Source organism: Ruegeria sp. CDSC042 (assembly GCF_059610745.1).
In genome coordinates, this window is the sequence record NZ_JBXWOF010000001.1 from 934,180 (window position 1) to 960,426 (window position 26,247).

The window sequence follows — 26,247 nt, forward strand, 5'->3', positions numbered from 1 at the left end:
TACTTCCGTTATGTCACTTGCGGTTCCATTTTGAGCATTTTGATCCCTATCCGCAAGCCACATTGCCGGAGTAGTAGTACATATGGATACAAACAACGTAATTCTGGTTGGCGCCCCGATGGATTCGGGCAAGCGTCGACAGGGCTGCCGGATGGGCCCCGATGCCTATCGGGTTGCGGGGCTTCAATCAGCTCTTTCCGATCTCGGTCTTCACCTATGGGATCTCGGCGATATCACACCTGACATTCCGGATATGTCCGAACATTCGCATCTCTTCGCCCTGCCCGAGTGTGTCGGTTGGACCAAAGCTCTCAGCCGTGTTGCGCAGGATGTCGCCCCACAAGGCCTGCCAATTTTCATGGGCGGCGATCATGCGCTTTCGATGGGCACGGTTTTGGGCATGGCACAGCACGCCGAGCGGATCGAACGCCCACTGTTCGTTCTCTGGCTGGACGCGCATAGCGATTTCCACACACCCGAGAGCACCGATAGCGGCAACCTGCACGGGACACCCGTAGCCTATTTCACCGGACAGCCCGGATTTGACGACTTCCCACCGGTTTCATCGCCAGTTCCGACCGACCGGGTCGGCATGATCGGTCTGCGCTCGGTCGACCCAGCCGAACGGGCTCGGCTGGAACAGGATCGCGCAATGCTGGCCGATATGCGAAGCATCGACGAAAACGGCATCAAAGCACCGCTGATGGCCTTTCTGGAGCGGGTCCGGGCAGCGGATGGCATCCTTCATGTTTCGCTGGATGTGGATTTCCTTGATCCGTCCATTGCTCCTGCAGTTGGCACAACAGTTCCAGGTGGCGCGACCGAACGCGAGGCCCATCTAGTGATGGAACTGCTACACGAAAGCGGTCTTGTCTGCTCGCTGGATCTGGTAGAATTGAACCCGTTTCTGGACGAACGCGGCCGCACTGCAAAGTTGATGGTCGATCTGGCCGCCTCATTGCTGGGCCGCCGCATCTTTGACCGCCCCACCCGGAGCTTCTGATGCAATCTCTACAAGCCCCACCAGCCGTTGTGATGATCCGGCCCCATGCGTTTGCTTCGAACCCCGAGACACGCGACGACAATGCGTTCCAGACCTTGGCCAACCGCTCGGCAGCGGCCACGTCTGTCCAAGCACGCGATGAACATGATCAGGCGGTGGCGCTGCTGCGCGATGCGGGTGTTAAGGTTCATGTCTTCGACGATTTCGGAGACCTCGACACACCAGACAGCGTATTTCCGAACAACTGGTTCTCGACCCATCCCGGCGGGCATGTGGCTATCTATCCGATGTTTGTGCCGTCGCGCAGGCGCGAACGTCGCGCCGACGTCATAGAAATGTTGAAACAGGAGTATCGTGTTCAGGACGTGATCGATTATTCCGGGCTTGAACAGGACAGACTGGCGCTGGAAGGCACCGGAGCGATGGTTCTGGACCACATTGGCCGCGTGGCCTACACGGTCAAATCCAACCGCGCCGCCCCCGTTCTGTTGGAGCGTTTCTGCACCCATTTCAACTATGAGCCCATCGCATTCGAGGCGCATGATGCCGCAGGACGTGATGTCTATCACACGAATGTTCTGATGGGCATCGGCTCCAAATACGCGCTGATCTGTCTTGATATGATCGCGGACCCCGAACGCCGCGCGACAGTGAAAGCCAGGCTGGAAGAATCCGGTCGCACGGTCATTGACCTGACGCATGATCAGATCGCTGAATTTGCTGGCAACGCCATCGAACTGAGCGGCCAGAATGGTCCCGTGCTGGCGCTGTCCAGCCGGGCACTTGCCGCCCTGACCCCGGAACAAATCGTTACAATCGAAGCCAGCGCGACACCTCTGCCGCTTTCGATTCCCACCATTGAAACTGCCGGTGGATCCGTGCGCTGCATGATTGCGGGCATCCACCTGTCCCGTCGATAGGAGCCCCTAATGCAACCATCTGAAAAGGCCCTGGTGCCGTTTGTGTCTGTCGACAATATGATGAGACTGGTCCACCACATCGGCGTCGAACGTATGATCACCGATATTGCGGCGCAAATCGAAGCTGATTTCAAACGGTGGGAAAGCTTTGACAAAACACCCCGCATCCCTGCCCACTCGCCGCATGGGGTTATTGAACTGATGCCAACCTCAGACGGTGAGGCCTATGGGTTTAAATACGTCAACGGCCACCCCAAGAACACCTCCGAGGGCCTACAGACCGTTACCGCATTTGGATTGCTGGCAGACGTCTACACAGGCTATCCGACCCTGCTGACCGAAATGACCATGCTGACTGCATTGCGCACCGCAGCAACCTCTGCTCTGGTCGGCAGCTATCTTGCGCCCAAATCGGCCTCGACCATGGCAATGATCGGGAATGGCGCGCAATCCGAATTTCAGTGCCTCGCCTTCAAGGCCATGTGCGGGATTGATACTGTTCGCTTGTACGATACCGACGCGGCTGCTACCGAAAAATGTGCGGCCAACTTGGCGGGCTCTGGCCTCTCGGTCGTGAAATGCAAATCCCCTGAGGACGCCATCGAAGGCGCGCATATCATCACGACCTGCACGGCGGACAAGAAAAATGCCACGATCCTGACCGATAACTTGGTCGGCCCAGGCGTCCACATCAACGCGATCGGCGGCGACTGTCCCGGCAAAACCGAACTGCACAGGGATATCCTGCTACGCTCTGAAATATTCGTCGAATACCCGGAGCAAACCCGTATTGAGGGCGAGATTCAGGCCCTGGAAGACGATCATCCCGTCACCGAGTTGTGGCAGGTCATGACGGGACAGGCCGAGGGTCGCAAAGATGATCGTCAGATCACGTTGTTTGACAGCGTAGGTTTCGCGATCGAGGATTTTTCAGCCCTGCGCTACATCCAGTCCGCAGTCCGGGGCACAGATTACTACGAACCCCTGGACATGCTGGCAGACCCTGACGACCCGCGCGATCTGTACGGAATGCTGATGCGCGCGAAATAGAGATACCCTGCCCCCACGCGCCAGCCGGGGGCAGGTATCACCAAAGATTGACTTCGTCAGATGCCAATTACCCGGCCAGCGAAGGCAGGTACAGAACGATGTCCGGAAAGGCGACCAGCAGCGCAATCGTCACGGCGTCGGCGATGAAAAACGGCGTCACGCCCTTGAACACGTCCTGAACGCTCAGATCAGGGCGGACGCCGGCAACGACAAAGCAATTCAAACCGATCGGTGGCGTGATCAGGCAGAACTCGGCCATTTTCACCACCAAAATACCAAACCAGATGGCGCACATCGGCCCGGACATCCCAAACGTACTTTCCGCAGCGGTGACGGCCTCGCCCCCGTTCAGCGCCATAACTGCCGGGTAGACAACCGGCAAAGTCAGCAGCAGCATCCCGATGGCATCCATGAACATGCCGAGCACCGCATAGGCCAGCAGGATGCAGATCAGGATCAGCATGGGTGACATTGTCAGCGACGTGATCCAGTCGGAAAACGCGCTTGGCAAATCGGCGAAACCCAGGAACCTGACATAGATCAGCACGCCCCAGATGATCGAAAAGATCATCGCGGTCAGTTTGGCGGTCTCAAGCAGTGCGGATTTCAACTCTGCCCATCTCATGCCGTGGAACAGCGCGAAGCAGAACACGATAAAGGCACCGATTGCCCCGCCTTCGGTTGGCGTGCCCCAGGCTTTTTCACCAAACGGGTTATAGACGAAGCAGATGATGATCAGGATCACCGCCACAATCGGCAGAGCGCCAGGCAAAGAAGCAAAACGCTGTTTCCAGGTAAAGCCAGTGACCGGTGGGCCGACATTCTTGAACACCACCGCGATACCGACGATCAGCAACCCGTAAATAACCGCCGAAAAGGCCCCCGGTATGAACCCGGCGAGCAACAGCTTGCCCACATCCTGCTCTACGATGATCGCATAAATCACAAGGATCGCAGAAGGTGGGATCAGTGAGGCCAAAGTGCCACCTGCAGCGACTACGCCCGCCGCAAATTGTTTGTTGTACCCTACCTTCAGCATTTCCGGGATCGCGATCCGGGCAAATACCGCAGATGTCGCGACCGATGCCCCCGAGACTGCAGCAAACCCAGCGGTGGCGAACACGGTTGCGACCGCAAGCCCACCCGGAACCCAGGCCACCCAGCGCTTGGCTGCCTCGAACAGCGCGCGCGTCAGGCCTGCGTAGTAGGCAAGGTAACCGATCAGGATAAAGGTCGGGATCAGGCTGAGCGTATGGGCTGCAACCTTGGAATGCGGCACTTGCCCTGCGGTTTTTACCGCAACGGTCAGCGCCTTGCCAAATCGGTCAGGATCATATCCGAATTTGGCCCAGAATATCCAAACCAGACCGATCAGCCCCGCCAAAGCCGCGGCAAAAGCCACACGCATTCCGGTGATAACCAGAACCAGCAGACCACTGGTGACCCAAAGGCCAATCTCAATCGAGTCCATTTACTAGTCCTGCCCTTCGAATTGTTCGGCTTCAGCGGCAGCCTGCGCAGCAGCGTCCTGTATCATCGGCACCGCAACTGGGTTTTGTAGGCCCAGCACAAAGGCCCGTCCATAACCCCAGATTTGCAGCACAAGCCGCAAGCAAAGTACCGAAAACGCAATAGGTGCCAGTAACTTGGCAGGCCAGAGCGGGATGCCAATGTCGATCGAGCTGTCCCGGCTCCACAGAGGTGCGCCAAAGTCGAATGATCTGTCGAAATGGGACCAGCTGCCCCAGACCAATGCCAACATGAGCACCAGGATGAGAACGACCGAAATCAACTCGAACAGCCACAAAGCCCGTCCGTGTAGCCGCGAAATGACAATATCCATCCGGATATGGCCCCCATCGCGTTGTACGTAAGAGATACCTAGAAACGCAATCAAAGGCATGGCTTGCTCGATCCAATCGACATAGCCCGGCAATGGCGCGTTATAGGCGTTGCGCCCACTCACCGAGACAACTGCCAGCACCATTAACCCGAACACGGCAATTCCGCTGATCAGTGCAAGCGTACGCTCGGCCCTTAACAGCAGCTGGTCCAGCCTGCTCAGACGGCTATCATCCGCAAGCACCGTCGCCTGTCCTGCCATTCCGCTGGCCCTCTCTGTATTGGAATCAGTGTCCGGGTACCGCGCTGGGTACCCGGAACGCGTGATCAGTTCCCGCCACGCTGTTGTTTCAGCGTCAGTTGAACAAGATCATATAGATCCTGCGCAGGCAGACCCTGCGCGGACATGTCAGCGATCCACTGCTCGCGGATCGGATCAGCAGCCTTGGTGCGGAATTCCTCCAGCACGGCCTCGTCGATCTGAACTTTCTGCACGCCTTTTTCGGTCAACACACCATCCCACTGCTCCAGCAGACCGCCGTAATTGGCGAGATAATGGGCAATGGCCTCGTCGACAGAACTGTTAAGCGCTTCACGATGTTCCGCAGGCAGCGCTTCGTAGGCGTCGATATTGACCACAACCGGACAGTTTACAGTGCCGGGGTTCAGGTTGGCCGTCCACCAGTCGGCTTCGTTGATAGTGCCGAAAGACAAATGTGCGTGCTGAGCAAAGGCCACTGTATCAACAACACCGGATTCCATCGCATTAAACGCCTCGGTCGCGGGCACCGATGTTGGAACACCGCCAACGGCCTCAAACGCCTTGCCCAGCCCGCCAGTCGCACGTACACGCATGCCGTCAAAATCGGCAAGCGTTGAGCGCGGATCACCGGTTCCAACGATATTATACTGGGGCATTGGCGACGTCATGATGATCCGGGCATTCCACTGAGCCATCTCATCCTTAACGGCGGGATGATCATATACAGCGTGGCTGACGGCCACCTCTTCTTCCAAATTGTTCACGCCCAGGAACGGCAGTTCAAGTACAGTGATCGCCCGATTTTTGTCGCGGTGATAGCCTGCGCAGAACTGCGCCATTTCGAATGCACCGATCTCAATCCCGTCCAGATTCTCTTTCGGCTTTGACAGCCCGCCATAGCTGACATTGATCGTGAATTCGCCACCGGTTTTTTCGCTGACCAGTTCAGCCAGTTTCTCGACATGTTCGGTAAAGGCCCGGCGTTTGCCCCAGACCGAAGCATTCCATTCTGTTGCTGCAGCTTCGGTAACGAATGCAACAGTCAGGGCGGCGACGGCTGCACCGCTCAACATTTTAGTCATAGTGAATTCTCCCATTGATGCGCCCCCTTTTTTGGGTCGCTTGCGCGTAAAGCTAGCGCCAACATCGATATGTGCCAACCCCTGCCAGACCACCCACTAAAATCTGCAAACCGCCCGCCAGCGCTAACAATCATAAGGTGTATATGAAATGTGTAAATTTCACGGGCAAGCACTTTGAAAACAGTGAAAATGTGATTAACATCTATCTTGTTGTTTTAAATAAGTTTTTTTAATACCTAACGATTTCCTTTACAATTCCCTCAAAGGGATTGAAATTTATTAACAAATAAACCCTGCTATTTCTGTAATTTATTTCTTTGTTTTCTGATCTCCGTATTATCCTGCATCGGGAGGAAACAGGTCGACATTGCCTGTTCAGCGGGCAAGATTGTCCCAGTGAATTTAAGTCCAGAGGGAGGAACCTCAGAATGACAACCGCTGCTCAGGCAGATGCCAAAGTTTATCCGCCATCCGCAGAAATTTCAGCGCGTGCGCATGTCGATGCCAAGAAATACGGCGAAATGTACACGGCTTCTATAAACGACCCCGTTGCATTCTGGGGCGAACAGGGCAAACGCGTTGACTGGATTAAACCCTATACCCAAGTGAAAGACGTCAGCTATGATTTGGGCTCGGTCGGGATCAACTGGTATGCGGATGGCACTCTGAACGTTTCAGCCAACTGCCTGGATCGTCATCTGAATACACGCGGCGATCAGACTGCGATCATCTGGGAACCTGATGACCCGAATGAACCCGCCCAACACATCACCTATGCCGAACTGCACCGCCGTACCTGCCGGATGGCAAATATCCTGGTTTCCATGGGCGTGCGCAAAGGCGACCGTGTGGTCATTTATCTTCCGATGATCCCCGAGGCTGCATATGCCATGCTGGCGTGCGCACGTATCGGCGCAATCCACTCTATTGTTTTTGCAGGGTTTTCCCCCGATGCCCTGGCTGCACGCGTCAACGGATGCGACGCCAAGGTTCTGATTACAGCTGATGAGGCCCCTCGCGGCGGCCGTAAGACACCATTGAAGTCAAACGCCGACGCGGCCCTGCTGCACTGCAAGGACACGGTGAAATGCTTGGTTGTCAAGCGTACCAACGGCCAGACCACATGGATCGACGGGCGCGACTACGACTATAACGAAATGGCGCTCGAGGCGGATGACTATTGCGCGCCTGCGGAAATGGACGCCGAAGACCCTCTGTTCATTCTGTATACCTCCGGTTCGACCGGTCAGCCGAAGGGTGTCGTGCACACGACCGGCGGATATCTGGTCTATGCGGCAATGACGCATGAGATCACCTTCGATTACCATGAAGGCGACGTCTATTGGTGTACCGCCGATGTCGGCTGGGTGACCGGCCACAGCTATATCGTCTATGGACCGCTGGCCAATGGCGCGACCACGCTGATGTTCGAAGGTGTTCCGACCTATCCGGATGCATCCCGCTTTTGGCAGGTCTGTGAAAAGCACAAGGTCAATCAATTCTACACGGCCCCTACCGCTTTGCGCGCCCTGATGGGGCAAGGCAATGAATGGGTCGAGAAATGCGATCTGAGCGATCTGCGCACGCTGGGCACTGTGGGTGAGCCGATCAACCCGGAAGCGTGGAACTGGTACAATGACGTTGTCGGCGGTGGGCGTTGCCCGATCGTGGACACCTGGTGGCAAACCGAAACCGGTGGTCACTTGATGACCCCCCTGCCCGGTGCCCACGCGATGAAGCCCGGCTCGGCCATGAAACCGTTCTTTGGCATCCAGCCTGTGGTTCTGGACCCGCAATCCGGGGTCGAGATCGACGGCAACGGCGTCGAAGGCGTGCTGTGCATCAAGGACAGCTGGCCCGGCCAGATGCGTACGGTCTGGGGCGATCATGAACGGTTCGAGAAGACTTATTTCTCGGACTACAAAGGCTACTACTTCACCGGTGACGGCTGCCGCCGGGACGAGGATGGCGATTACTGGATCACCGGACGTGTGGACGATGTGATCAACGTCTCGGGGCACCGCATGGGTACGGCCGAGGTTGAAAGCGCTCTGGTGGCACATGCTGCCGTGGCCGAGGCCGCGGTTGTGGGCTATCCCCATGATATCAAAGGGCAAGGCATCTATTGCTATGTCACCTTGATGAATGATCGCGAACCCTCGGACGAGCTTGTGAAAGAGCTGCGCACCTGGGTTCGGACCGAGATCGGACCGATTGCCAGCCCGGATGTGATCCAATGGGCTCCTGGCCTGCCAAAAACCCGCTCGGGCAAGATCATGCGCCGTATCCTGCGTAAGATCGCCGAGAATGATTTTGGATCGCTCGGTGACACATCGACCCTGGCTGATCCGTCCGTGGTCGACAACTTGATCGAAAACCGCGCAAGCAAGTGAGGATGTGATGGACGCTGCCACGATCACTACACCCACCGTACTGATCCTTCTCGGCCCCCCGGGCGCCGGGAAGGGTACACAGGCCCGTATGCTCGAAGACAAGTTCGGGCTTGTCCAACTCAGCACGGGTGACCTGTTACGGGCGGCAGTTGCCGCAGGAACCGAAGCCGGAAAAGCCGCCAAAGCTGTCATGGAGGCGGGTGATCTGGTCAGTGACGATATCGTAATTGCAATCCTGCGGGATCGTCTGGCCGAACCGGACTGCGCCAAGGGCGTCATTCTGGACGGCTTCCCCCGCACCACGGTTCAGGCACAGGCGCTGGACGCGCTGCTGTCAGAGACCGGTCAGCAGATCAACGCAGCCATCAGTCTTGAGGTTGAAGACGCTGAAATGGTGATCCGTATTTCCGGCCGTTACACATGTGCCGGATGTGGCGAAGGGTTCCATGATCGGTTCAAAACGCCCGCAGTCGAAGGCAAATGCGACAAATGCGGCAAGACCGAGTTCAAGCGCCGCGCAGATGATAATGCTGAAACCGTCGCCTCACGGCTGGCTGCCTATCACGCGCAGACCGCGCCGCTGATCACTTATTACCAAGACCACGGCGTTCTGAAAGGTCTGAACGCAATGGGCAATATCGAAGACATCGCCGGCAATCTGGAACGGATCGTCAGCGACACAATGAACTAGGGGAATATGGCCCGCCCTCAATAAGGGCCGAATTCCTAAAGGAAAACTTCAAAGGACCCGCTCTGGCGGACCAGAGAAGCCTTGCCTGATGCCACCTGGCATCAAGCATATCGAAAAGTGGCCCCGCGCGCTGGAGGGTTAGGACAACGGGCCGCTCAAAGAGGAAGCGAAGGAGGAACCCGCGATGGCGGATCAATCAACACACTCCGCGCAGACTGCCGAAGCCGATAAGGGCTATTGGCAGGCCAACCTGCGTCTTATCTACATCAGCCTTGTGATCTGGGCGCTGGTGTCGTTTGGATTCGGCATTTTGCTGCGTCCACTTCTGTCCGGCATTTCCGTCGGCGGAACCGATCTCGGCTTTTGGTTCGCGCAACAGGGATCCATCTTGGTCTTTCTGCTGCTGATCTTCAACTACGCCTGGCGGATGAACAAGCTAGACGCTGAATACGGCGTTGAGGAGGAGTAAGGCCCTATGGACCAGTTTACCATCAACCTGCTGTTTGTGGGCGCGTCCTTTGCGCTTTACATAGGCATCGCGATCTGGGCCCGTGCTGGGTCCACATCAGAATTCTACGCCGCCGGTCGCGGCGTTCACCCGGTCACCAACGGTATGGCGACAGCGGCAGATTGGATGTCTGCGGCCTCGTTCATCTCGATGGCGGGCCTCATCGCCTTTACCGGCTATGACAACTCGTCCTTCCTGATGGGTTGGACCGGTGGTTATGTGCTGCTGGCGCTGCTTCTTGCCCCTTACCTGCGTAAGTTCGGCAAGTTCACCGTGTCAGAGTTCATCGGCGACCGCTTTTACAGCCAGACCGCGCGTATCGTTGCGGTGATCTGTCTGATCGTAGCGTCTGTGACCTACGTGATCGGCCAGATGACCGGCGTTGGCGTAGCTTTTGGCCGCTTCCTTGAAGTGTCAAACACCACCGGGTTGTTAATTGGTGCAGCCGTTGTGTTCGCCTACGCGGTGTTTGGGGGGATGAAGGGCGTGACCTACACACAGGTCGCTCAGTACTGCGTGCTGATCACCGCCTACACAATCCCAGCCATCTTTATTTCCCTGCAACTGACTGGCAATCCGGTTCCGGCTCTGGGTCTGTTTGGTGATACCGCCAGCGGTGAACCGCTGCTGACCAAGCTGGATGCGATCGTGACCGAGCTGGGCTTTAACGAATACACCGCCCACCACTCGGACACGCTGAACATGGTGCTGTTCACGCTGTCGCTGATGATCGGTACGGCCGGTCTGCCGCACGTTATCATGCGTTTCTTCACCGTGCCGAAAGTCGCTGATGCCCGCTGGTCTGCCGGTTGGGCGCTGGTGTTCATCGCACTGCTGTACCTGACCGCCCCCGCGGTTGGCGCAATGGCCCGTCTAAACATCAGTGACATGATGTGGCCAAATGGCGGCATCGAAGGTGGCGCCGTATCCGTCGAAGATATCGACAACGACGCCCGTTATGACTGGATGGCCACATGGAAGAAAACCGGCCTGCTGGACTGGGAAGACAAGAACGGCGACGGCAAGATCCAGTACTATAACGACAAGAATGCCGACATGCAGGCGCTTGCGGAAGAGAAGGGCTGGGTCGGAAACGAGCTGACCAAGTTCAACCGCGACATCCTGGTTCTGGCCAACCCCGAGATTGCCAACCTGCCTGGTTGGGTGATCGGTCTGGTCGCTGCCGGTGGTCTTGCGGCTGCTCTGTCGACCGCTGCGGGCCTGTTGCTGGCAATCTCGTCCGCGGTGTCACACGACCTGATCAAAGGCGCGATCAACCCGCAGATTTCGGAAAAATCCGAACTTCTGTCGGCGCGGATCGCAATGGGCGTGGCCATTGTTGTGGCGACATATCTGGGCCTGAACCCTCCGGGTTTTGCAGCGCAGACCGTTGCCCTGGCGTTTGGTCTGGCAGCTGCCTCGATCTTCCCGGCGCTGATGATGGGGATCTTCTCGACCCGCATCAACAACACCGGTGCGGTTGCTGGTATGCTGGCTGGTCTGACTGTGACCCTGGTCTACATCTTCCTGCACAAGGGCTGGTTGTTCATTCCGGATACCAACTCGTTCACGGATGCTGATCCTCTGTTGGGTACGATCAAGTCGACTTCGTTCGGTGCGATCGGTGCATTGGTCAACTTCACTGTCGCCTATGTGGTGGCTGGCATGACCAAAGAAACCCCGCAAGAGATCAAGGATCTGGTCGAAAGCGTCCGCATTCCCCGTGGCGCGGGTGCCGCTCAGGATCACTGAGTAGAGATGCGGCCCCTGAGCACCTTGCCAAAGGCCGTGTCTTTCGACTGACTACTCCCGCCCGGCATTCCACCGGGCGGGATTTTTCGAATAGAAACCGAGGAGTATCCGATGCCCCTGCCCCAAGCCGAGATCACGCGGTTTCTGAAATCCGTTCACCCTTATGACGCCCTGCCCGCCGATGATCTGGCAACGCTGTCTGATCAGATCGAAGTTTGGGAGGTCGAAGAAGGATCCCCGGTGTATCAACTGGGCGCGCCCCTGCCCGGCGTATTCGTGATTTACGAAGGACAGGTTGAAATCACTGACAGGAACGGTGCGATTGTCTCTCATCTGGGACTGCGCAATTCTTTCGGGGAACGCGGTTTGCTGAAAGACGGTAAAGCCGCGACCAAAGCGCAGGCGCACGCAAACTCGGTTTTTCTGGTGATCCCGCCCAACCTGATCCGAGACCTCATTGATGAACATGAAATCGTCGCCAAATTCTTTGATCGGACCCGCACGGAACGCTCCAGCCCCCAAAGCCTTGCAACCAGCGCTATCGACGTTCTGATGGCACATAACCCCGCAACCTGCCCCCCTAATACCACCGTTCGCGAAGCGGCGCAGATGATGAGGGACAGACATATTTCCTCTCTCTGCATCACCGAGGGGGACATTCTTTTGGGGATCGCCACCTTACGAGATATCTCGGGCAAATACGTTGCCGATGGGATGTCTGTGGATACCCCTGTATCGGCAATAATGACGGCAAACCCGGTGACGCTGTCGCCGTCGGATATCGGATCGGATGTTCTTCACATCATGATGGAGCGCGGCATCGGCCATATTCCGGTATCCGAAGCTGGGCGTCTGGTCGGAATTGTCACCCAGACAGACCTGACCCACTATCAGGCGGTCAATTCCGCCGAGTTGGTGCGCCGGATAGCAAATGCGCAAACCGCGCAGCAGATGGCAGAAGTGACCGAAGAGATTCCCCGGCTTCTGGTCCAGCTTGTCGCTGCCGGAAACCGACACGAGATCGTTACACGCCTGATTACCGATATCGCCGACACAGCCACCAGACGTTTGCTGGCAATGGCGGAAAAACAGCTTGGACCACCACCTGTGCCTTACCTATGGCTGGCCTGTGGATCGCAGGGACGACAGGAACAAACCGGGGTGTCGGATCAGGACAACTGCTTGATGCTGGATGACAAAATAACCGATGACGACATGCTATATTTCCAGGCACTGGCAAAAATCGTTTCGGACGGGCTGGATAAATGTGGGTACTTTTATTGCCCGGGCGACATGATGGCGACAAATCCACGCTGGTGCCAACCGGTAAGTGTCTGGCGTGATTATTTTCGCGGGTGGATCGCCAAACCAAACCCCGAGGCGCAGATGCTGGCCTCGGTCATGTTCGACCTGCGCCCCATTGGCGGCGCATTTCACCTGTTCGATGACCTGCAGTCCGAAACGCTGGCCGCGGCCCAAGCGAATTCAATCTTTGTGGCGCATATGATCTCGAACTCGTTAAAGCACACGCCGCCGCTGGGCCTGTTACGCGGGTTTGCCACGGTACGCTCTGGCGAACATCGCAACACGCTGGATCTAAAGCATAATGGCGTTGTGCCTGTGGTTGACCTGGCCCGGATATACAGCCTTCAGGGGCAACTGTCCCAGGCCAATACACGTGCCCGCCTGAAAGCAGCTGGGGCGGCAGGCGTCCTCAGCCCCTCAGGTACCCGCGACCTGCTGGACGCTTACGATCTGATCGCCGAAACGCGGCTGGACCATCAGGCCCGTCTGGTGAAAGGCAACAAGAAGCCGGACAATTTCCTTCCCCCTTCCGATCTTTCGGACTTTGAGCGAAGTCATCTGCGAGATGCCTTTGTCGTGGTAAAAACAATGCAATCGGCGGTCGGCCACGGTAAAGGAATGCTGGGCTAAACCCTCAGGAACCTTGGAGAGTATTCATGTTCTTAGAACTGATCGGCACGATATTTGCAGGCGTCGCCCTAGCCGGCATCGTGATGGTGATCAACAAACTGACAGGTGGACGCCTGCCTCGTTGGTCCGCACCAGTCGCGGCGGGCATTGGCATGATCGGGATGACGATCAACAGCGAGTATTCATGGTTTGACCGCACGCGCGATACGCTTCCAGATGGTCTGATCATCATTCAAGAGGTCGAAAGCCGCGCTTTGTACCGTCCCTGGACCTATGCGATGCCCTTTGTTGATCGTTTTGCCGCAATCGACACCCTATCTGTGCGCACCAATGACCAAGTGCCTGAACAACGCCTCGTTGAACTGTATTTCTTTGGCCGCTGGGCACCGGTTTCAAAATTGCCGGTCGCTGTGGATTGCGATAAGAACCAACGCGCCAATCTGGCGGATGGGGCAGAGTTTGGTGACAACGGCCAGTTGCTGAACGCAGATTGGGTAACAGGCTCTACCAACGATCCGATCATCGAGGCCACTTGCGGAGTGTAACATGCTGACCCGATTAAGCCTGCGCCTGCGGATTTTCCTCTTCTTCTGCCTGCTGGCGGTCGGCGGGGTTGCCGTCAGCTCGGTTGCGCTTTGGGTCAGCTACAGGCGAGCGGCGGATCCGGCCCTTTTGGACGCGTTCATCTTTGCAGAGATCGTCATCGGGTTCGGTCTGCTGGCCCTGATCGCCGCTGTCTGGCTATTGTTCGACGATAATGTCGCCAAGCCGATCGAAAGGCTTTCCGCTGAACTGCGCGCACGAGCGCATGCCGGTGTCAGCCGCGACCTCGATCTGCAAGCCGCGCGGTATCTTGGCGACCTGGCCCCTGCGGCTGCCGGTCTGGCCAACCAACTGTCCGACAAGACCATGGGCGTGGCAGAGGCTGTCGCTGCTGAAACCGAGCATCTGGCTGTGGAACAGCAAAGGCTTAGGGCGCTTTTGACTGAAATTCCTGTAGCCATATTGCTGGCTAGCCCCTCTCACAGGCTCGTTTTGTATGACGGACAGGCGGCCGAGGTACTGGCACAGATTTCGCATCCACGCCTGAATGCGCCACTGTTCGATTACTTCCAGCCAGACGCGCTGCAGAAAGCCTATGCCAAACTGGCCAAGACCGGGATGGAGGCATCCTGTTCGCTGACCAGCATTGATGGGGCGCAGACCTATTCAGCCCGCATGAAACCGCTGGGGGAAACTTCCGGCTATATGCTAATCCTAGATGACAGCGCCACCAATATAGCGCCTGAGGCTGCCAGACCTCTGGTCTATGACTTTGGTTTGCTGAACACATCCACCGACCAATCATTCGAGACATTGCCTCTGCGCGAGCTTTGTTTTGTTGTCTTCGACACCGAAACCACAGGCCTGCTGCCGCACAAAGACGAGATCGTCCAGATCGGCGCAGTCCGTGTGGTAAATGGACGGATGGTCGAAGGCGAAAGGTTGGATATGCTGGTGAACCCGGTCATGCCGATCCCTGCCGCCTCGACCAAGGTTCACAAGATCACGGATCGAATGGTCGAAGGCGCGCCGGAAATCGCCGAAGCCGGGCGTATCTTTCACGAATTCGCGCGAAATGCTGTAATCGTGGCTCATAATGCACCTTTTGATATGGCGTTTCTACGACGCCACGCCGACCGTATGAAAGTTGAGTGGACGCATCCCGTACTGGATACGGTCCTGCTATCAGCGGTCCTGTTCGGCGCCAGCGACACGCACACTTTGGACGCGCTGTGCGAACGGCTGGACATTACAATTCCGCATGAGCTGCGCCATACGGCATTGGGTGATGCAGTTGCCACCGCCGAGGCGCTGGTTCGGATGCTTCCGATGCTGCAAGCGCGCGGGATGAATACGTTTGGCGAGGTCATCGAAGCAACCCGCCGGCACGGTCGTCTGCTTGAGGACCTGAACTGAGGGCGAAATATGCACCTCAGGCGCAGCTTTTCATGGACAATCCCGACTTGCCGTGGCACCTGAGGCGCGGCCACAGAATGAGCGTGAGATGACGGACCGCACCTTCACCCCAACCCCGGACAACAGCACCGCGTTTCGCGAGGCATTGGGGTGTTTTGGAACCGGGGTCACGGTCGTCACCACCGAAACAGCGCTGGGGCCCCGCGCAATCACGGTCAATTCGTTTTCCTCGGTCTCGCTGACGCCCCCGCTGGTGCTGTGGTGCCTGGCGAAGGATTCAAACCGGTTCGACGCTTTCAAAGACTGCGATCACTATTCGATCCATGTGATGGCTGAGGAACAGCAGGAACAGGCCCTAAAATTCGCGCGCGAGGGTGCGGATTTTTCACATGCCAACTGGGCCGCAGATCACCGTGGCCGCCCTCGTCTGGCGGATTGTCTGGCGCGGTTCGACTGCCAGCTTCATGCCCGGCACGAGGCAGGGGATCATCTGATCATCGTGGGTGAGGTCGAACATGCCATGTACCGCACCGGCAAAGGCCTGATCTTCAAACGCGGTCAATTCGGTGGGTTTGCCGATCTTCTTTAAGCCCTATTCGTCCAGCGATCCGTGGACGGCCAGCGCCTCAAGCTGGGTTTCCTGCGGTGTGATGATGCGAAACGCCTCAAGCACCCCGGTTTCAGACAGCTCACGGGCGACCGTCAGCAGAGTATTGGCGGCGTGATCATCGCATAGCTCTGCCATATGCGCGATCTCTTCCTGCGCAACACCCAGGGCGGCCTCGACCGATGGGGCTCCGTAGAATTGCACGAAATGTTCCGCCAAATTCCGGGCAATCTGGTCGATCTCGGCCTGTTCAACCTGCGTCACCGCTACAAAGGTCACCCGGCCGAATGTCTCAACCCCCAACCAACCATTCGCAAAGGCCTGGCGGGCTTTACCCTCCAAATCGCCTTCGCCCCAATTCGAAAACTCGAACCCGCCGGAAATGCACCACTCACCCGTTCTCGCCGGAGAATGAAACACATTCATGTCGCTTTCATCGAAATGGATCGCACGGGCCAATTTCATTATCCGTTCTCCAGTAAGTTAGTCAGCGGGTGCAGGCGGGTGTCCGCACCATTGCGGATAAGCATGCCAAAACGTTCATCAGTGCCCAAAAAGACCCCGATCTCGCCATAGGGTTCGCCAACACCACGCAGCAGGCCCAACCATTCGCTGTGCAACGGCGCGTTTCCGTCTTCTTGCCAGCGGTTGAGCCATGTCAGCATATGGCGCGACCAGCTTTCAATCAGTTGGACAGGCTGGACCTCGGCACACCCTTCATCATAGAGCGCTGTGATATCCGGGGTCTGGCCTGGCGCAGTGCTGGTCTGTAGCAAGGCCAGCTCCCAGCCGACAATCAACCAGTCGGGCTCAATCTGAGGGTCTGAAGTCGACGCAGCAACCTGAAACTTGCCGCAGGTCGCACCATTCACACAGATAGGGCCGCCCCAGTCCAGATGAACGGCAACCTCGGGCGGGGCCAGAGCGCCCAGCGCATTCTGAAACCCAACTCCGCAAAGCGGCAACATCACCATGGCGTCCTGCAACGGAACCTCAGGTGCAAATACAATGGCAACGCGCAAATGGTTGGCCTGAATGTTGTAGACCACCGTTCCGGCATCACAGCCCAGCGCTGCCATCGCCTGGGCGCGTTCGAACGGGTCTTCCCCGCCCTGAACGCCATGTCCTGTTAGCAACGGAGGAAAGACCGGCAGGGTCATGCATTGCCCTTGGTGATCATGTCGCGGGCAATCTTGCGGAAAGCTTCGGCCTGTGCGCTGTCCGGCTTGCTGACAACGATGGGCGCGCCCCCATCCGCCGCAACCCGGATATCCAGATGCAGCGGAATCTCACCAAGCAGCGGAATGCCCAGCGCCTCGGCCTCAGCGGCGACGCCGCCATGTCCGAACACATGTTCCTCATGCCCGCAGTTCGAACAGATATGGGTCGACATATTCTCGATCATCCCAATAATCGGCGTCTTGAGCTGATTGAACATATCGATCCCTTTGCGCGCGTCGATCAGGGCCACGTCCTGCGGGGTCGACACCACGATGGCCCCGTCCACCTTGAACTTCTGGCTGAGCGTCAGTTGCACATCGCCGGTGCCCGGCGGTAGGTCGACAATCAATACATCCAATGCTCCCCACTGAACCTGTCCCATCATCTGTTGAAGAGCGCCCATCAGCATCGGACCACGCCAGACGACCGCCTGACCTTCGTTGGTCATCAGTCCCATCGACATCATCGTGACGCCATGATTGCGCAGGGGCAGGATCGTTTTGCCATCCGGGCTGGCCGGGCGGCCAGAGACACCCAGCATCCGAGGCTGTGAAGGGCCATAGACATCAGCATCCAACAACCCGACACGCCGCCCTTCTGCAGCCAAAGCACAAGCCAGATTTGCGGATACGGTGGATTTACCGACCCCGCCCTTACCGGATGCAACGGCGATGATCCGATCGACACCCGGAACGGCCTGCGGACCTGTCTGAGATGGTTTCGGCTTGGGCTTCAGTTCAGGCGGGGCCTTTTCGGAATGCGCAGTCATCATGGCGGAAACCTTGTCGACCCCCTCCACCAACTGCGCAGCCTGCTCGGCGGCGGCGCGCACCGGCTCCATCCGCTCTGCCTGTTTCGGATCAATCTCAAGCACAAAGCGCACTGTATCGCCATCGACATTCAACGCGCGGACAACTCCGGCGCTGACGATATCCTGGCCTGAAACCGGATCGGTGATTTTCTTCAGGTTCGCCAGAACCGCGTCACGAACACTCATGCCATTACCCTTTTGGTTTGCCCGGTCGTTGGGATAAGTTTCATTGCATGTGTCTCCGTCTTTTTTTCGTTCATTTGACGCATTCGGGCGCAGGCCGATAAGCTGCCTTTATGCGGGTTACCTTCTTTTGCCTGAGCTTGCTGCTCTCTGCTACCCCCTCTTGGTCGCAAGAGGCGCTGGGGCTTGCCGCCCCGGATGAGGTTACAGACTCTGGTCTGTTGCAACATATTCTTCCGCGTTTTTCTCTCAAGACCGGGATACGCGTCGTTGCAGACGATTCCGGCGCTATGGCTTTGGGCGGTTCACCGCCAGGTGATCCGGTATTCGAGCGTCATGGCGTCACCTATCACCTGCGCATTGTGGACGACCCAAGGCAGATTCGGTTTCGGGAGTGGCTGCTTTCTGACATCGGCAAACGCACCGTTGAAAGCTTTAGCCCCGATAGCGGCCCGTCCTATTCGGCCAGTTTCACTGTCGAAGCCGCAACAGAGGGTCCGAAGATCGAAGGCGACGCTGTCCTGGGTGCGGAATTGTCGATGACCCATTGCGGGCGGTGCCATGTGATCGGTCCAGAGAACCAAATGAACGGGCTTGGCTCCACCCCCTCTTTCGCCGTACTGCGGGCTATGCCGGACTGGTCCGAACGGTTCGAGGCCTTCTTTGCCCTGAACCCCCATCCCGCTTTCACGCAGATTGAGGACGTAACCCCACCCTTCGATCCTCTGCGTCCCCCTCCAATCCACCCGGTCGAGATGACGCTGGAGGAGTTAGAGGCCATTCTGGCCTTTGTCTCGGCCATCAAGGCAGCAGATCTGGGCGCGCCGCTACAGCTTCAATGATCCTTTCTTTTCGAGAAGTAATCCTCGGTCGTGACAACCTTGGGTTTCGGGTTTGACTGGAACGGGTTGTCCTGATTCTGGAACTGCGCGTTCACACGGCAATCGTCACACATCTGGATCATGCGCGCCTGTTCGGATGTCGCAAACATGGGATGCGTGCCCGACAGCTTTTCCATGATCCGTTCGACGGTCGATTTGACACCAAAGAGGGCACCGCATTCCACGCATGCAAAAGGGTCTTCTTCGTTCAACACGTCCTGAGACAGGGCCGCATCACTTAAATCCAGTTGCGGAACCAGAGTTATTGCATTCTCGGGACAGATTGTCCGGCACAGACCACATTGCAGACAGGCATCCTGTTGAAAGTTCAGCTGCGGCATATCCGGGTTGTCGGCCAAAGCGCCTGACGGACAAAGGGACACGCAGCTGAGGCACAATGTACAGGCGTCCGTATCCACCGCGATGGCACCATAGGGTGCATTCTCGGGCAAGGGCAACGGGGCTGCAGCCTGCGGGTTCAGCGCCTGTGCGGCCAGTCGCGTAATCTGCCTGCGATTTCCCAGCAGCAGAACCGGGTCGGCCAAGGGGGGCGGCACCTCCTGCGCATATAGCAGGTCGGACAGCGCATCGGGATCAGCCTCATCGATCAGTGCCAGACCGCCCGCGCCAGCGATCGCCTGCGCCAGCGCCAGTTCGCGGTCCAAGGCATCCCTTTCGGTTGTTGGGGCCAGCAGCACATCAACCCGCGCAAACCCATGTGCCAGCGCGGCCAGCATCTCGGCATGGCCAAAGCCCGAGATCACGTTCAGTTCTAGCGGGATCACATCCGCTGGAATCCCGCGTCCGAAACGGGCGGACAGACGGATCATTTCGGCCCCATGCGCGTCATGCACCAACAGTCGGGGGGCTTGCCCGCCTGCACGCCGGTAGGTTCGCGACAGAATGTGCATCCGTGACAGCAGCGCAGAAACGGGCGGATCCTCGTATGTGATCGCAGTCGAAGGGCACACCGCCGCGCATTCTCCACATCCCGCGCAAACCATAGGGTCGATGGCTACATGTTCGCCCGCAGGGGTGATCGCCCCCGTCGGGCAGATATCCAGGCAATTCGTACACCCGACCTGTTCGGCACGGGAATGCGCACAGAGGGATTCTTCCAACCGGACATAGAGAGGTTTTTCAAATGTCCCGACCAGTTGCATGGCCTCGAACGACAGACGCTCCAGGGCCACCGCATCTTTGGGATCTGCCCGCAAATACCCCTCGCGCTTGGACGGGGCCTGCACCAGAGGCATGCCGCCCGTCAGATCCACAACCATATCGCATGAGGAGTTCGCCCCGTCGCGTGGTTCGGTCCAACCAAAGGCCCCGCGTCCTCCGGGTTCAAGCTGCTGTAACGCATCCAGCTTTATCGAAAACCCGCCCAGCGCACCGGTCACCAAACGAACGCGCCCGCGTATCACATCAAAGCGGCGCGACATGGGTTCGGTGTCATCAGTGGTCAAAACTGTCACGGCCAATATGTCCGAGAGGCGTTCAGCCAACTCCAAACTTACTGCGCCGGGCCCGACTATGAAACACGTCCCTTCGCTGACCACATCGACACTGGGTGTGATCGGCTGAGGCAACACCGCCTCAGCAGCCAGCGCGGCCATCTTGGGGGCGGCGTCCTGCCCCTGTTCAGACCACCCGGCCCGATCGCGCAGATCGACAAAGCCAGGTGCCTGGACACCTAATTCATCGGCCAATGCCAGAAAAACATCCTGCTCTTGCATACAGGCAATGACGACATTGCCCTCTTGCAGCAGCTTGGCGACGGATTCCAGTTCTTTGGTGCATAGTGCAGTGTGAATTCTGGAACAGGCGACGTCGCAGGCTGACGATATTTTCTCGGCGTCAACGACTTGCGATCCCGCGCAGTCACATAGCAGCAATCTTGTTCCCATAACCTCCCCCGGATGTCCTCCCCAGTCCAAGGTAAGCTTAGAACCTCTGAAGAAAGTAGCAATGCCCGTGGGGGTCGGATCGCCGGAACAAAGCCCGATAAGAGCCGCGAGGACCGTAAACAATCGGTGAAGGGTGCATATTCGACCACCCAAGGACTTGGCAGGAAGCTACTTTGTGTACCATAGTAGACCCTGAGGAAGGCAGGGGAGAGCTTTCCAGGGAGGACTTAGTGGCCAAGGCCGCCAGCCAGATTGAAATGCCAATCGGCGTCGTCGTGCGCAAAACACCCGGGGTTACACGCTGGGCGCAATGGAACTGGCGCGCCGTCGCCGTGCTGCCCGGCGCTGGACCGGCCGATTGGCTGGAGATGCGGCGCGAGGGTGAAGCGGTCGAGTACCACGCGGCCACCCTGCCCCTGACCCTTTGGTCAGATGAGGCCGAAGCCTACATGGTCAACCTGTCGGACGGGCAACCCTCGATCTATCTGGTCCTGCGCGATGCGCTGGATGGAACACAGCCGATGGACGCGGTGCTGGTGACCGCCTCACCCTTCGAAGGACAGGACTACGCCGATACCGGCGAAGAGCTTGTCGAGAAAATCCCAATGACTGATGGGCTGATCGCTTGGGTACGTGATTTCGCACTGGAGCATCATCGCAACGAAGTCTTCGTCAAGCGCCGCCGTGATAAGAAACGCACCGATCTGGTTGAGGACGGCAAAGGGGATGTACGCATCCGGCAAGACTCGGATGTTTTCCGCGCCCCGCGGAGGATTGTGCAATGACAGAAACCCGCGATTTCTGGTCGCGCCGTAAAGCCGCCGTTCAGGCTGAGGCCAAAGCAGAGGTTGTAGCAGCACAAGAACAGGCTTTCGCTGAACAGCGGGGCGAGCTGGAAGAAAAGACTGACGCTGAAATTCTGGCAGAATTCAATTTGCCCGATCCTGATCTGTTGCAAGTTGGTGACGACGTCTCGGGCTTTATGGCCAAGGCAGTGCCTGACCGGTTGCGCCGCCGCGCCCTTCGGCAGCTCTGGCGCCTAAACCCGGTTCTGGCCAATGTCGATGGGCTGGTGGATTACGGCGAAGATTATACAGATGCCGCCTGCGTGATCGAAAATATCCAGACCGCCTATCAGGTCGGCAAAGGGATGCTTGCCCATATCGAAGCTCTGGCCACTCAGGCCGAGGAGGAAGACGCAGACCCGATCCCTGAGGTTGAAGAAACCACGCAAGAGCCTGAGTTGCCCGAGGTAGCCGAGATGCAATCGTCAGAGCCTGTAATGATTTCTGAAATCGACGACCCGGAAGAGGCAGAGCTTACGCCTGCCCCACGCCGCATGAAGTTTGAATACGAAGGATAACCGTATGAACGCAAGCAACGCGCAAAACCTGGACGTCTCAGCCGAGGATCGTCTGCGCGCGGATTTCTATAACTTCCTTGGGCTGCTGCTTGCGGCGCCTCCGGATCAGATGCTGCTGTCTCAGGTTACTGGTCTGACCGGCGATGAAACCGATCTGGGTCAGGCTATCAAGGCCATGTCGCGGGTCGCCAAGGTGACCAAACCCGCGGCTGCCGAACGCGAATTCAATGCCCTGTTCATCGGGCTAGGACGCGGAGAACTGCTGCCCTATGCCAGTTTCTACCTGACTGGTTTCCTGAACGAAAAACCGCTGGCGCAACTGCGCAACGACATGGCGGTTCGTCAGATCACACGGGCGCAGAACGTGTTTGAACCCGAAGACAATATCGCCTCGTTGATGGAGATGATGGCGGGCATGATCGTCGGACGCTTTGGTTCACCCGCCTCGCTGGAAGATCAAAAAGCGTTCTGGAACAAGCATATCGGTCCCTGGGCCGCACATTTCTATTCAGATTTGGAAGCCGCGGAAAACTCGGTTTTCTATGCCTCGGTCGGCACCGCCGGTCGGGTTTTCATGGAAATCGAGCGTGAAGCCTTTCGAATGACGGCGGGATGATCCCGCCATTCGCCAGCGCCCCAATAGGCGCTAGATCGCAATTGGGAAAGGAGGATCCCATGAGCAAAACCAAGGAAGAAGGCGCCACGCGCCGTGATTTCTTGAAACTGGCCGGAACCGCAGCGCCCGCTGCAGTCGCCGCCGCCAGCCTGAGCGGACAAGCCGAGGCAGCCGAGCTGCCAACGGATGAGACCCGCATGCAGGACACCGCGCATACGCGCGCATATCTGGACAGCGCCCGGTTCTGAACCCCGGACGATGTCACCACCCGACTGACGGTTGCGATTGGCCCTGACGTCGGCACCAACAGTACCAAGCCAGCCATAGCTAACATGGCCAGCAAGGGAGGAAAGAAATGCTTAGGAAAAAGACCAACGGGGTTGCGAGACGCTCCCAGCGGACAAGTATCCTGTCCCAGGTCGGCGAGAAAACCGTCGATCGCCGCGCGTTCCTGCGCGGATCGGGCCTGACGATCGGCGGGTTGGCCGCGATCAGCGCCACGGGTGGAACCGTGACGCCAGCCAGTGCCCAGTCAGCGGCCAATCAAGCCGTCGAAAACATCAAATCCATATGCACGCATTGCTCGGTCGGCTGTACCGTTGTGGCCGAGGTGCAGAACGGCGTCTGGATCGGGCAAGAACCCGGCTGGGACAGCCCTTTCAACCTGGGTGCGCACTGCGCCAAGGGGGCCTCGGTCCGTGAGCACGCCCATGGTGAACGCCGCCTGAAATATCCGATGAAAAAGGAAGGCGGCGAGTGGAAGCGCATCAGCTGGGAAGAGGCGATCAACGAGATCGGCGACGGCATGATGAACATCCGCGAAGAATCCGGACCGGACAGTGTGTACTGGCTTGGTTCCGCGAAACATAACAACGAACAGGCCTATCTTTTCCGCAAGTTCGCCGCCTATTGGGGCACGAACAACGTGGACCATCAGGCCCGTATCTGCCACTCGACCACTGTTGCTGGTGTTGCGAATACATGGGGTTACGGCGCCATGACCAACAGCTATAACGACATCCACAACTCCAAGGCTATCTTCATCATCGGTGGCAACCCGGCCGAGGCGCACCCCGTCTCACTGCTTCATGTTCTGCGCGCAAAAGAGCAGAACAACGCGCCCCTGATCGTCTGCGACCCGCGCTTTACGCGCACTGCGGCGCATGCGGATGAATATGTCCGCTTCCGCCCCGGCTCTGACGTGGCGCTGATCTGGGGTATTCTCTGGCACATCTTCGACAACGGCTGGGAGGACAAAGAGTTCATCCGCACCCGTGTCTGGGGCATGGATCAGATCCGTGAAGAGGTCGCCAACTGGAACCCGGAAGAAACCGAGCGTGTGACCGGCGTACCCGGATCACAGCTTAAGCGCGTGGCGCGCACCATGGCCAATAACCGTCCTGGCACTGTGATCTGGTGCATGGGCGGCACCCAGCACACCAATGGTAACAACAACACACGCGCCTATTGCGTGCTGCAGTTGGCATTGGGCAACATGGGGACGTCGGGCGGTGGCACCAACATCTTCCGTGGCCATGACAACGTACAGGGCGCGACGGACCTTGGTGTTCTGTCCCATACCCTGCCCGGCTATTATGGCCTGTCCGCAGGGGCATGGGGCCATTGGGCGCGCGTTTGGGGTGAAGACCCTGAATGGCTGTCCGGCCAGTTCGCCTCGATCAAGGACAAGGAGGGCAAGGATAAACCGCTGCAGAACGAGCGCGGCATCCCGGTCTCTCGTTGGATCGACGGTGTTCTGGAAGACCCCGCCAACATGGATCAGGACAACAATGTCCGCGCCATGGTTCTGTGGGGGCACGCTCCGAACTCGCAAACCCGCGGGCCGGAAATGAAGACGGCGATGGAAAAGCTGGACATGCTGGTCGTGATCGACCCGTATCCCACCGTTTCCGCCGTTCTGCATGATCGGACCGATGGCGTTTACCTGTTGCCCGCCTGTACGCAGTTCGAAACCCGTGGCTCGGTCACGGCCTCGAACCGCTCGTTGCAGTGGCGCGACAAGGTGGTCGAACCGCTGTTCGAAAGCCTGCCGGACGAGGTCATCATGGCCAAGTTCGCCAACAAATTCGGCTGGGCGGATCGGTTCTTCCGCAATATCGAGATGGAGGATGCCGAAACCCCGAATGTTGAAAGCATCACGCGTGAGTTCAACTCGGGCCTCTGGACCATCGGCTATACCGGCCAGTCGCCAGAGCGTTTGAAAAGCCACATGGCCAATCAGCACACGTTCGACAGAACCACGCTGCAAGCTATAGGTGGACCAAACGACGGCGAATACTACGGTCTGCCCTGGCCGTGCTGGGGAACGCCAGAGATGGGTCATACGGGGACACCAAACCTCTATGACATGTCCAAACCGGTGGCCGAAGGTGGCCTGACCTTCCGCGCGCGCTTTGGCGTGGAACGTGATGGCGACAACCTGCTGGCGGAAGGGGTCTATAGCGTTGGGTCGGAAATTCAGGACGGATATCCCGAATTCACGATGCAGATGCTAATGGATCTTGGTTGGGACGGCGATCTGACGGCCGAAGAACGTGCGGCCATCGACGCCGTTGCGGGGCCAAAGACCAACTGGAAAACCGACCTGTCAGGCGGCATCCAGAGGGTTGCGATTGCACATGGCTGTGCGCCCTTTGGCAACGCCAAGGCCCGCACCGTGGTCTGGACTTTCCCGGACCCGATCCCGTTGCATCGCGAGCCGCTTTATACCAACCGGCGTGATCTGGTAGAGGATTATCCGACCTATGAGGATCGTCAGTCCTATCGCCTGCCAACCCTGTATGCTTCAATCCAGAAGAACGACTTTTCAAAGGATTACCCGATAATCCTGACGTCTGGTCGTCTGGTCGAATATGAGGGCGGAGGTGAGGAATCCCGGTCGAACCCGTGGCTGGCCGAACTGCAACAGGACATGTTCGTCGAGATCAACCCACGCGATGCCAACAACCTGGGCATTCGCGACGGGGCTCAGGTCTGGGTCGAAGGGCCTGAGGGTGGTAAGGTCAAGGTGATGGCGATGCTGACCAACAGGGTTGGTGCCGGCGTGGCCTTTATGCCATTCCACTTTGGCGGCCATTTCCAGGGTCAGGATCTGCGGGACAAATACCCCTCAGGCGCTGATCCCTATGTGCTGGGAGAAAGTTCGAACACTGCCCAGACCTATGGCTATGATTCAGTAACCCAGATGCAGGAGACCAAAGCGACTCTCTGCAAGATCTCAGCAGCGTAAGGAGGACGACA

Annotated in this window: 24 protein-coding genes; 17 read left to right on the plus strand and 7 right to left on the minus strand. The window is 57.9% G+C overall.

The window, feature by feature from the left end:
* The first annotated feature begins 82 nt into the window (after nt 1–82).
* Genes rocF through ocd form a run of 3 tightly spaced genes read left to right on the plus strand, consistent with a single transcriptional unit; the run spans nt 83 to nt 2,973 of the window.
* A complete protein-coding gene (gene rocF, locus AC2FHX_RS04690; protein ID WP_496700147.1) occupies nt 83–1,003 on the plus strand; it encodes an arginase in 921 nt (306 codons plus the stop codon).
* The gene (gene ctlX / locus AC2FHX_RS04695; RefSeq protein ID WP_496700145.1) at nt 1,003–1,923 is read left to right on the plus strand and encodes a citrulline utilization hydrolase CtlX; all 921 of its coding nucleotides are present in this window, start codon (nt 1,003–1,005) and stop codon (nt 1,921–1,923) included. Before rocF ends, ctlX begins: the two co-directional genes overlap by 1 nt.
* Nucleotides 1,924–1,932: 9 nt before the next feature.
* Nucleotides 1,933–2,973: an ornithine cyclodeaminase gene (gene ocd, locus AC2FHX_RS04700; RefSeq protein WP_142634317.1), complete on the plus strand. Its 1,041-nt coding sequence runs from the start codon at nt 1,933–1,935 to the stop codon at nt 2,971–2,973.
* 67 nt (nt 2,974–3,040) lie between these two features.
* On the opposite strand, the gene AC2FHX_RS04705 is transcribed toward ocd, so the two are convergent.
* The 3 genes from AC2FHX_RS04705 to AC2FHX_RS04715 all read right to left on the minus strand — a co-directional run bounded on the left by AC2FHX_RS04705 (nt 3,041) and on the right by AC2FHX_RS04715 (nt 6,159).
* On the minus strand, nt 3,041–4,444 hold the full coding sequence (locus AC2FHX_RS04705) for a TRAP transporter large permease (protein ID WP_496700142.1): 1,404 nt from the start codon (nt 4,442–4,444) through the stop codon (nt 3,041–3,043).
* Nucleotides 4,445–4,447: 3 nt separating this feature from the next.
* Nucleotides 4,448–5,077, minus strand: a complete 630-nt coding sequence (locus tag AC2FHX_RS04710) for a TRAP transporter small permease subunit (RefSeq protein WP_142634321.1) — start codon at nt 5,075–5,077, stop codon at nt 4,448–4,450.
* A gap of 65 nt (nt 5,078–5,142) precedes the next feature.
* Nucleotides 5,143–6,159 (minus strand): C4-dicarboxylate TRAP transporter substrate-binding protein, encoded by a 1,017-nt coding sequence (locus AC2FHX_RS04715; RefSeq protein ID WP_496695146.1) that lies wholly within the window; start codon nt 6,157–6,159, stop codon nt 5,143–5,145.
* A gap of 428 nt (nt 6,160–6,587) precedes the next feature.
* On the opposite strand from AC2FHX_RS04715, the gene acs reads away from it, so the two are divergent.
* The 8 genes from acs (at nt 6,588) to AC2FHX_RS04755 (ending at nt 15,986) form a co-directional block, all read left to right on the plus strand.
* Nucleotides 6,588–8,552: an acetate--CoA ligase gene (gene acs / locus AC2FHX_RS04720; protein WP_142634325.1), complete on the plus strand. Its 1,965-nt coding sequence runs from the start codon at nt 6,588–6,590 to the stop codon at nt 8,550–8,552.
* A gap of 7 nt (nt 8,553–8,559) precedes the next feature.
* Entirely contained in the window at nt 8,560–9,243 is a 684-nt protein-coding gene (locus tag AC2FHX_RS04725; RefSeq protein ID WP_142634327.1) for an adenylate kinase, read from the plus strand.
* A 184-nt stretch (nt 9,244–9,427) separates the two neighbouring features.
* On the plus strand, nt 9,428–9,712 hold the full coding sequence (locus AC2FHX_RS04730; RefSeq protein ID WP_142634329.1) for a DUF4212 domain-containing protein: 285 nt from the start codon (nt 9,428–9,430) through the stop codon (nt 9,710–9,712).
* A gap of 6 nt (nt 9,713–9,718) precedes the next feature.
* The gene (locus AC2FHX_RS04735; protein ID WP_142634331.1) at nt 9,719–11,503 is read left to right on the plus strand and encodes a sodium:solute symporter family protein; all 1,785 of its coding nucleotides are present in this window, start codon (nt 9,719–9,721) and stop codon (nt 11,501–11,503) included.
* A 111-nt stretch (nt 11,504–11,614) separates the two neighbouring features.
* On the plus strand, nt 11,615–13,438 hold the full coding sequence (locus AC2FHX_RS04740) for a DUF294 nucleotidyltransferase-like domain-containing protein (RefSeq protein WP_496700140.1): 1,824 nt from the start codon (nt 11,615–11,617) through the stop codon (nt 13,436–13,438).
* 26 nt (nt 13,439–13,464) lie between these two features.
* Nucleotides 13,465–13,983 (plus strand): hypothetical protein, encoded by a 519-nt coding sequence (locus AC2FHX_RS04745; protein WP_142634335.1) that lies wholly within the window; start codon nt 13,465–13,467, stop codon nt 13,981–13,983.
* Nucleotide 13,984: 1 nt separating this feature from the next.
* Nucleotides 13,985–15,397 (plus strand): 3'-5' exonuclease, encoded by a 1,413-nt coding sequence (locus AC2FHX_RS04750; protein ID WP_496700138.1) that lies wholly within the window; start codon nt 13,985–13,987, stop codon nt 15,395–15,397.
* An 88-nt stretch (nt 15,398–15,485) separates the two neighbouring features.
* Nucleotides 15,486–15,986 (plus strand): flavin reductase family protein, encoded by a 501-nt coding sequence (locus tag AC2FHX_RS04755; RefSeq protein WP_496690705.1) that lies wholly within the window; start codon nt 15,486–15,488, stop codon nt 15,984–15,986.
* A gap of 3 nt (nt 15,987–15,989) precedes the next feature.
* Here the strand turns inward: AC2FHX_RS04755 and AC2FHX_RS04760 are convergent, their stop codons facing one another.
* Genes AC2FHX_RS04760 through AC2FHX_RS04770 form a run of 3 tightly spaced genes read right to left on the minus strand, consistent with a single transcriptional unit; the run spans nt 15,990 to nt 18,222 of the window.
* Nucleotides 15,990–16,469, minus strand: coding sequence for a DUF6505 family protein (locus AC2FHX_RS04760; protein ID WP_496690706.1), 480 nt, complete (start codon nt 16,467–16,469; stop codon nt 15,990–15,992).
* Complete coding sequence (locus tag AC2FHX_RS04765; protein ID WP_496700136.1) at nt 16,469–17,164, minus strand: biotin/lipoate--protein ligase family protein; 696 nt, start codon at nt 17,162–17,164, stop codon at nt 16,469–16,471. The genes AC2FHX_RS04760 and AC2FHX_RS04765 overlap by 1 nt, the downstream gene beginning before the upstream one ends.
* Nucleotides 17,161–18,222: an Mrp/NBP35 family ATP-binding protein gene (locus AC2FHX_RS04770; RefSeq protein ID WP_142634347.1), complete on the minus strand. Its 1,062-nt coding sequence runs from the start codon at nt 18,220–18,222 to the stop codon at nt 17,161–17,163. The genes AC2FHX_RS04765 and AC2FHX_RS04770 overlap by 4 nt, the downstream gene beginning before the upstream one ends.
* Nucleotides 18,223–18,332: 110 nt before the next feature.
* Here AC2FHX_RS04770 and AC2FHX_RS04775 point away from each other — a divergent pair, with 110 nt between their 5' ends.
* Nucleotides 18,333–19,061 carry a hypothetical protein gene (locus AC2FHX_RS04775; RefSeq protein ID WP_496700134.1) on the plus strand — a complete coding sequence of 243 codons (729 nt, stop codon included), beginning with the start codon at nt 18,333–18,335 and terminating at the stop codon, nt 19,059–19,061.
* Here AC2FHX_RS04775 and AC2FHX_RS04780 read toward each other — a convergent pair.
* A complete protein-coding gene (locus AC2FHX_RS04780) occupies nt 19,055–21,007 on the minus strand; it encodes a 4Fe-4S binding protein (RefSeq protein ID WP_496700132.1) in 1,953 nt (650 codons plus the stop codon). The two genes, AC2FHX_RS04775 and AC2FHX_RS04780, sit on opposite strands and share 7 nt — an antisense overlap.
* 230 nt (nt 21,008–21,237) lie before the next feature.
* Here AC2FHX_RS04780 and AC2FHX_RS04785 point away from each other — a divergent pair, with 230 nt between their 5' ends.
* The 5 genes from AC2FHX_RS04785 (at nt 21,238) to AC2FHX_RS04805 (ending at nt 26,236) form a co-directional block, all read left to right on the plus strand.
* Nucleotides 21,238–21,792: a DUF3305 domain-containing protein gene (locus AC2FHX_RS04785; protein WP_142634353.1), complete on the plus strand. Its 555-nt coding sequence runs from the start codon at nt 21,238–21,240 to the stop codon at nt 21,790–21,792.
* Nucleotides 21,789–22,370 (plus strand): DUF3306 domain-containing protein, encoded by a 582-nt coding sequence (locus AC2FHX_RS04790; RefSeq protein WP_496690711.1) that lies wholly within the window; start codon nt 21,789–21,791, stop codon nt 22,368–22,370. The genes AC2FHX_RS04785 and AC2FHX_RS04790 overlap by 4 nt, the downstream gene beginning before the upstream one ends.
* 4 nt (nt 22,371–22,374) lie before the next feature.
* Nucleotides 22,375–22,986, plus strand: coding sequence for a TorD/DmsD family molecular chaperone (locus AC2FHX_RS04795; RefSeq protein ID WP_281972244.1), 612 nt, complete (start codon nt 22,375–22,377; stop codon nt 22,984–22,986).
* Between the two features lie 59 nt (nt 22,987–23,045).
* A complete protein-coding gene (locus AC2FHX_RS04800; RefSeq protein WP_142634359.1) occupies nt 23,046–23,234 on the plus strand; it encodes a ubiquinol-cytochrome c reductase iron-sulfur subunit N-terminal domain-containing protein in 189 nt (62 codons plus the stop codon).
* Nucleotides 23,235–23,341: 107 nt separating this feature from the next.
* A complete protein-coding gene (locus AC2FHX_RS04805; RefSeq protein WP_281972245.1) occupies nt 23,342–26,236 on the plus strand; it encodes a formate dehydrogenase subunit alpha in 2,895 nt (964 codons plus the stop codon).
* The last annotated feature ends 11 nt before the right edge of the window (nt 26,237–26,247 follow it).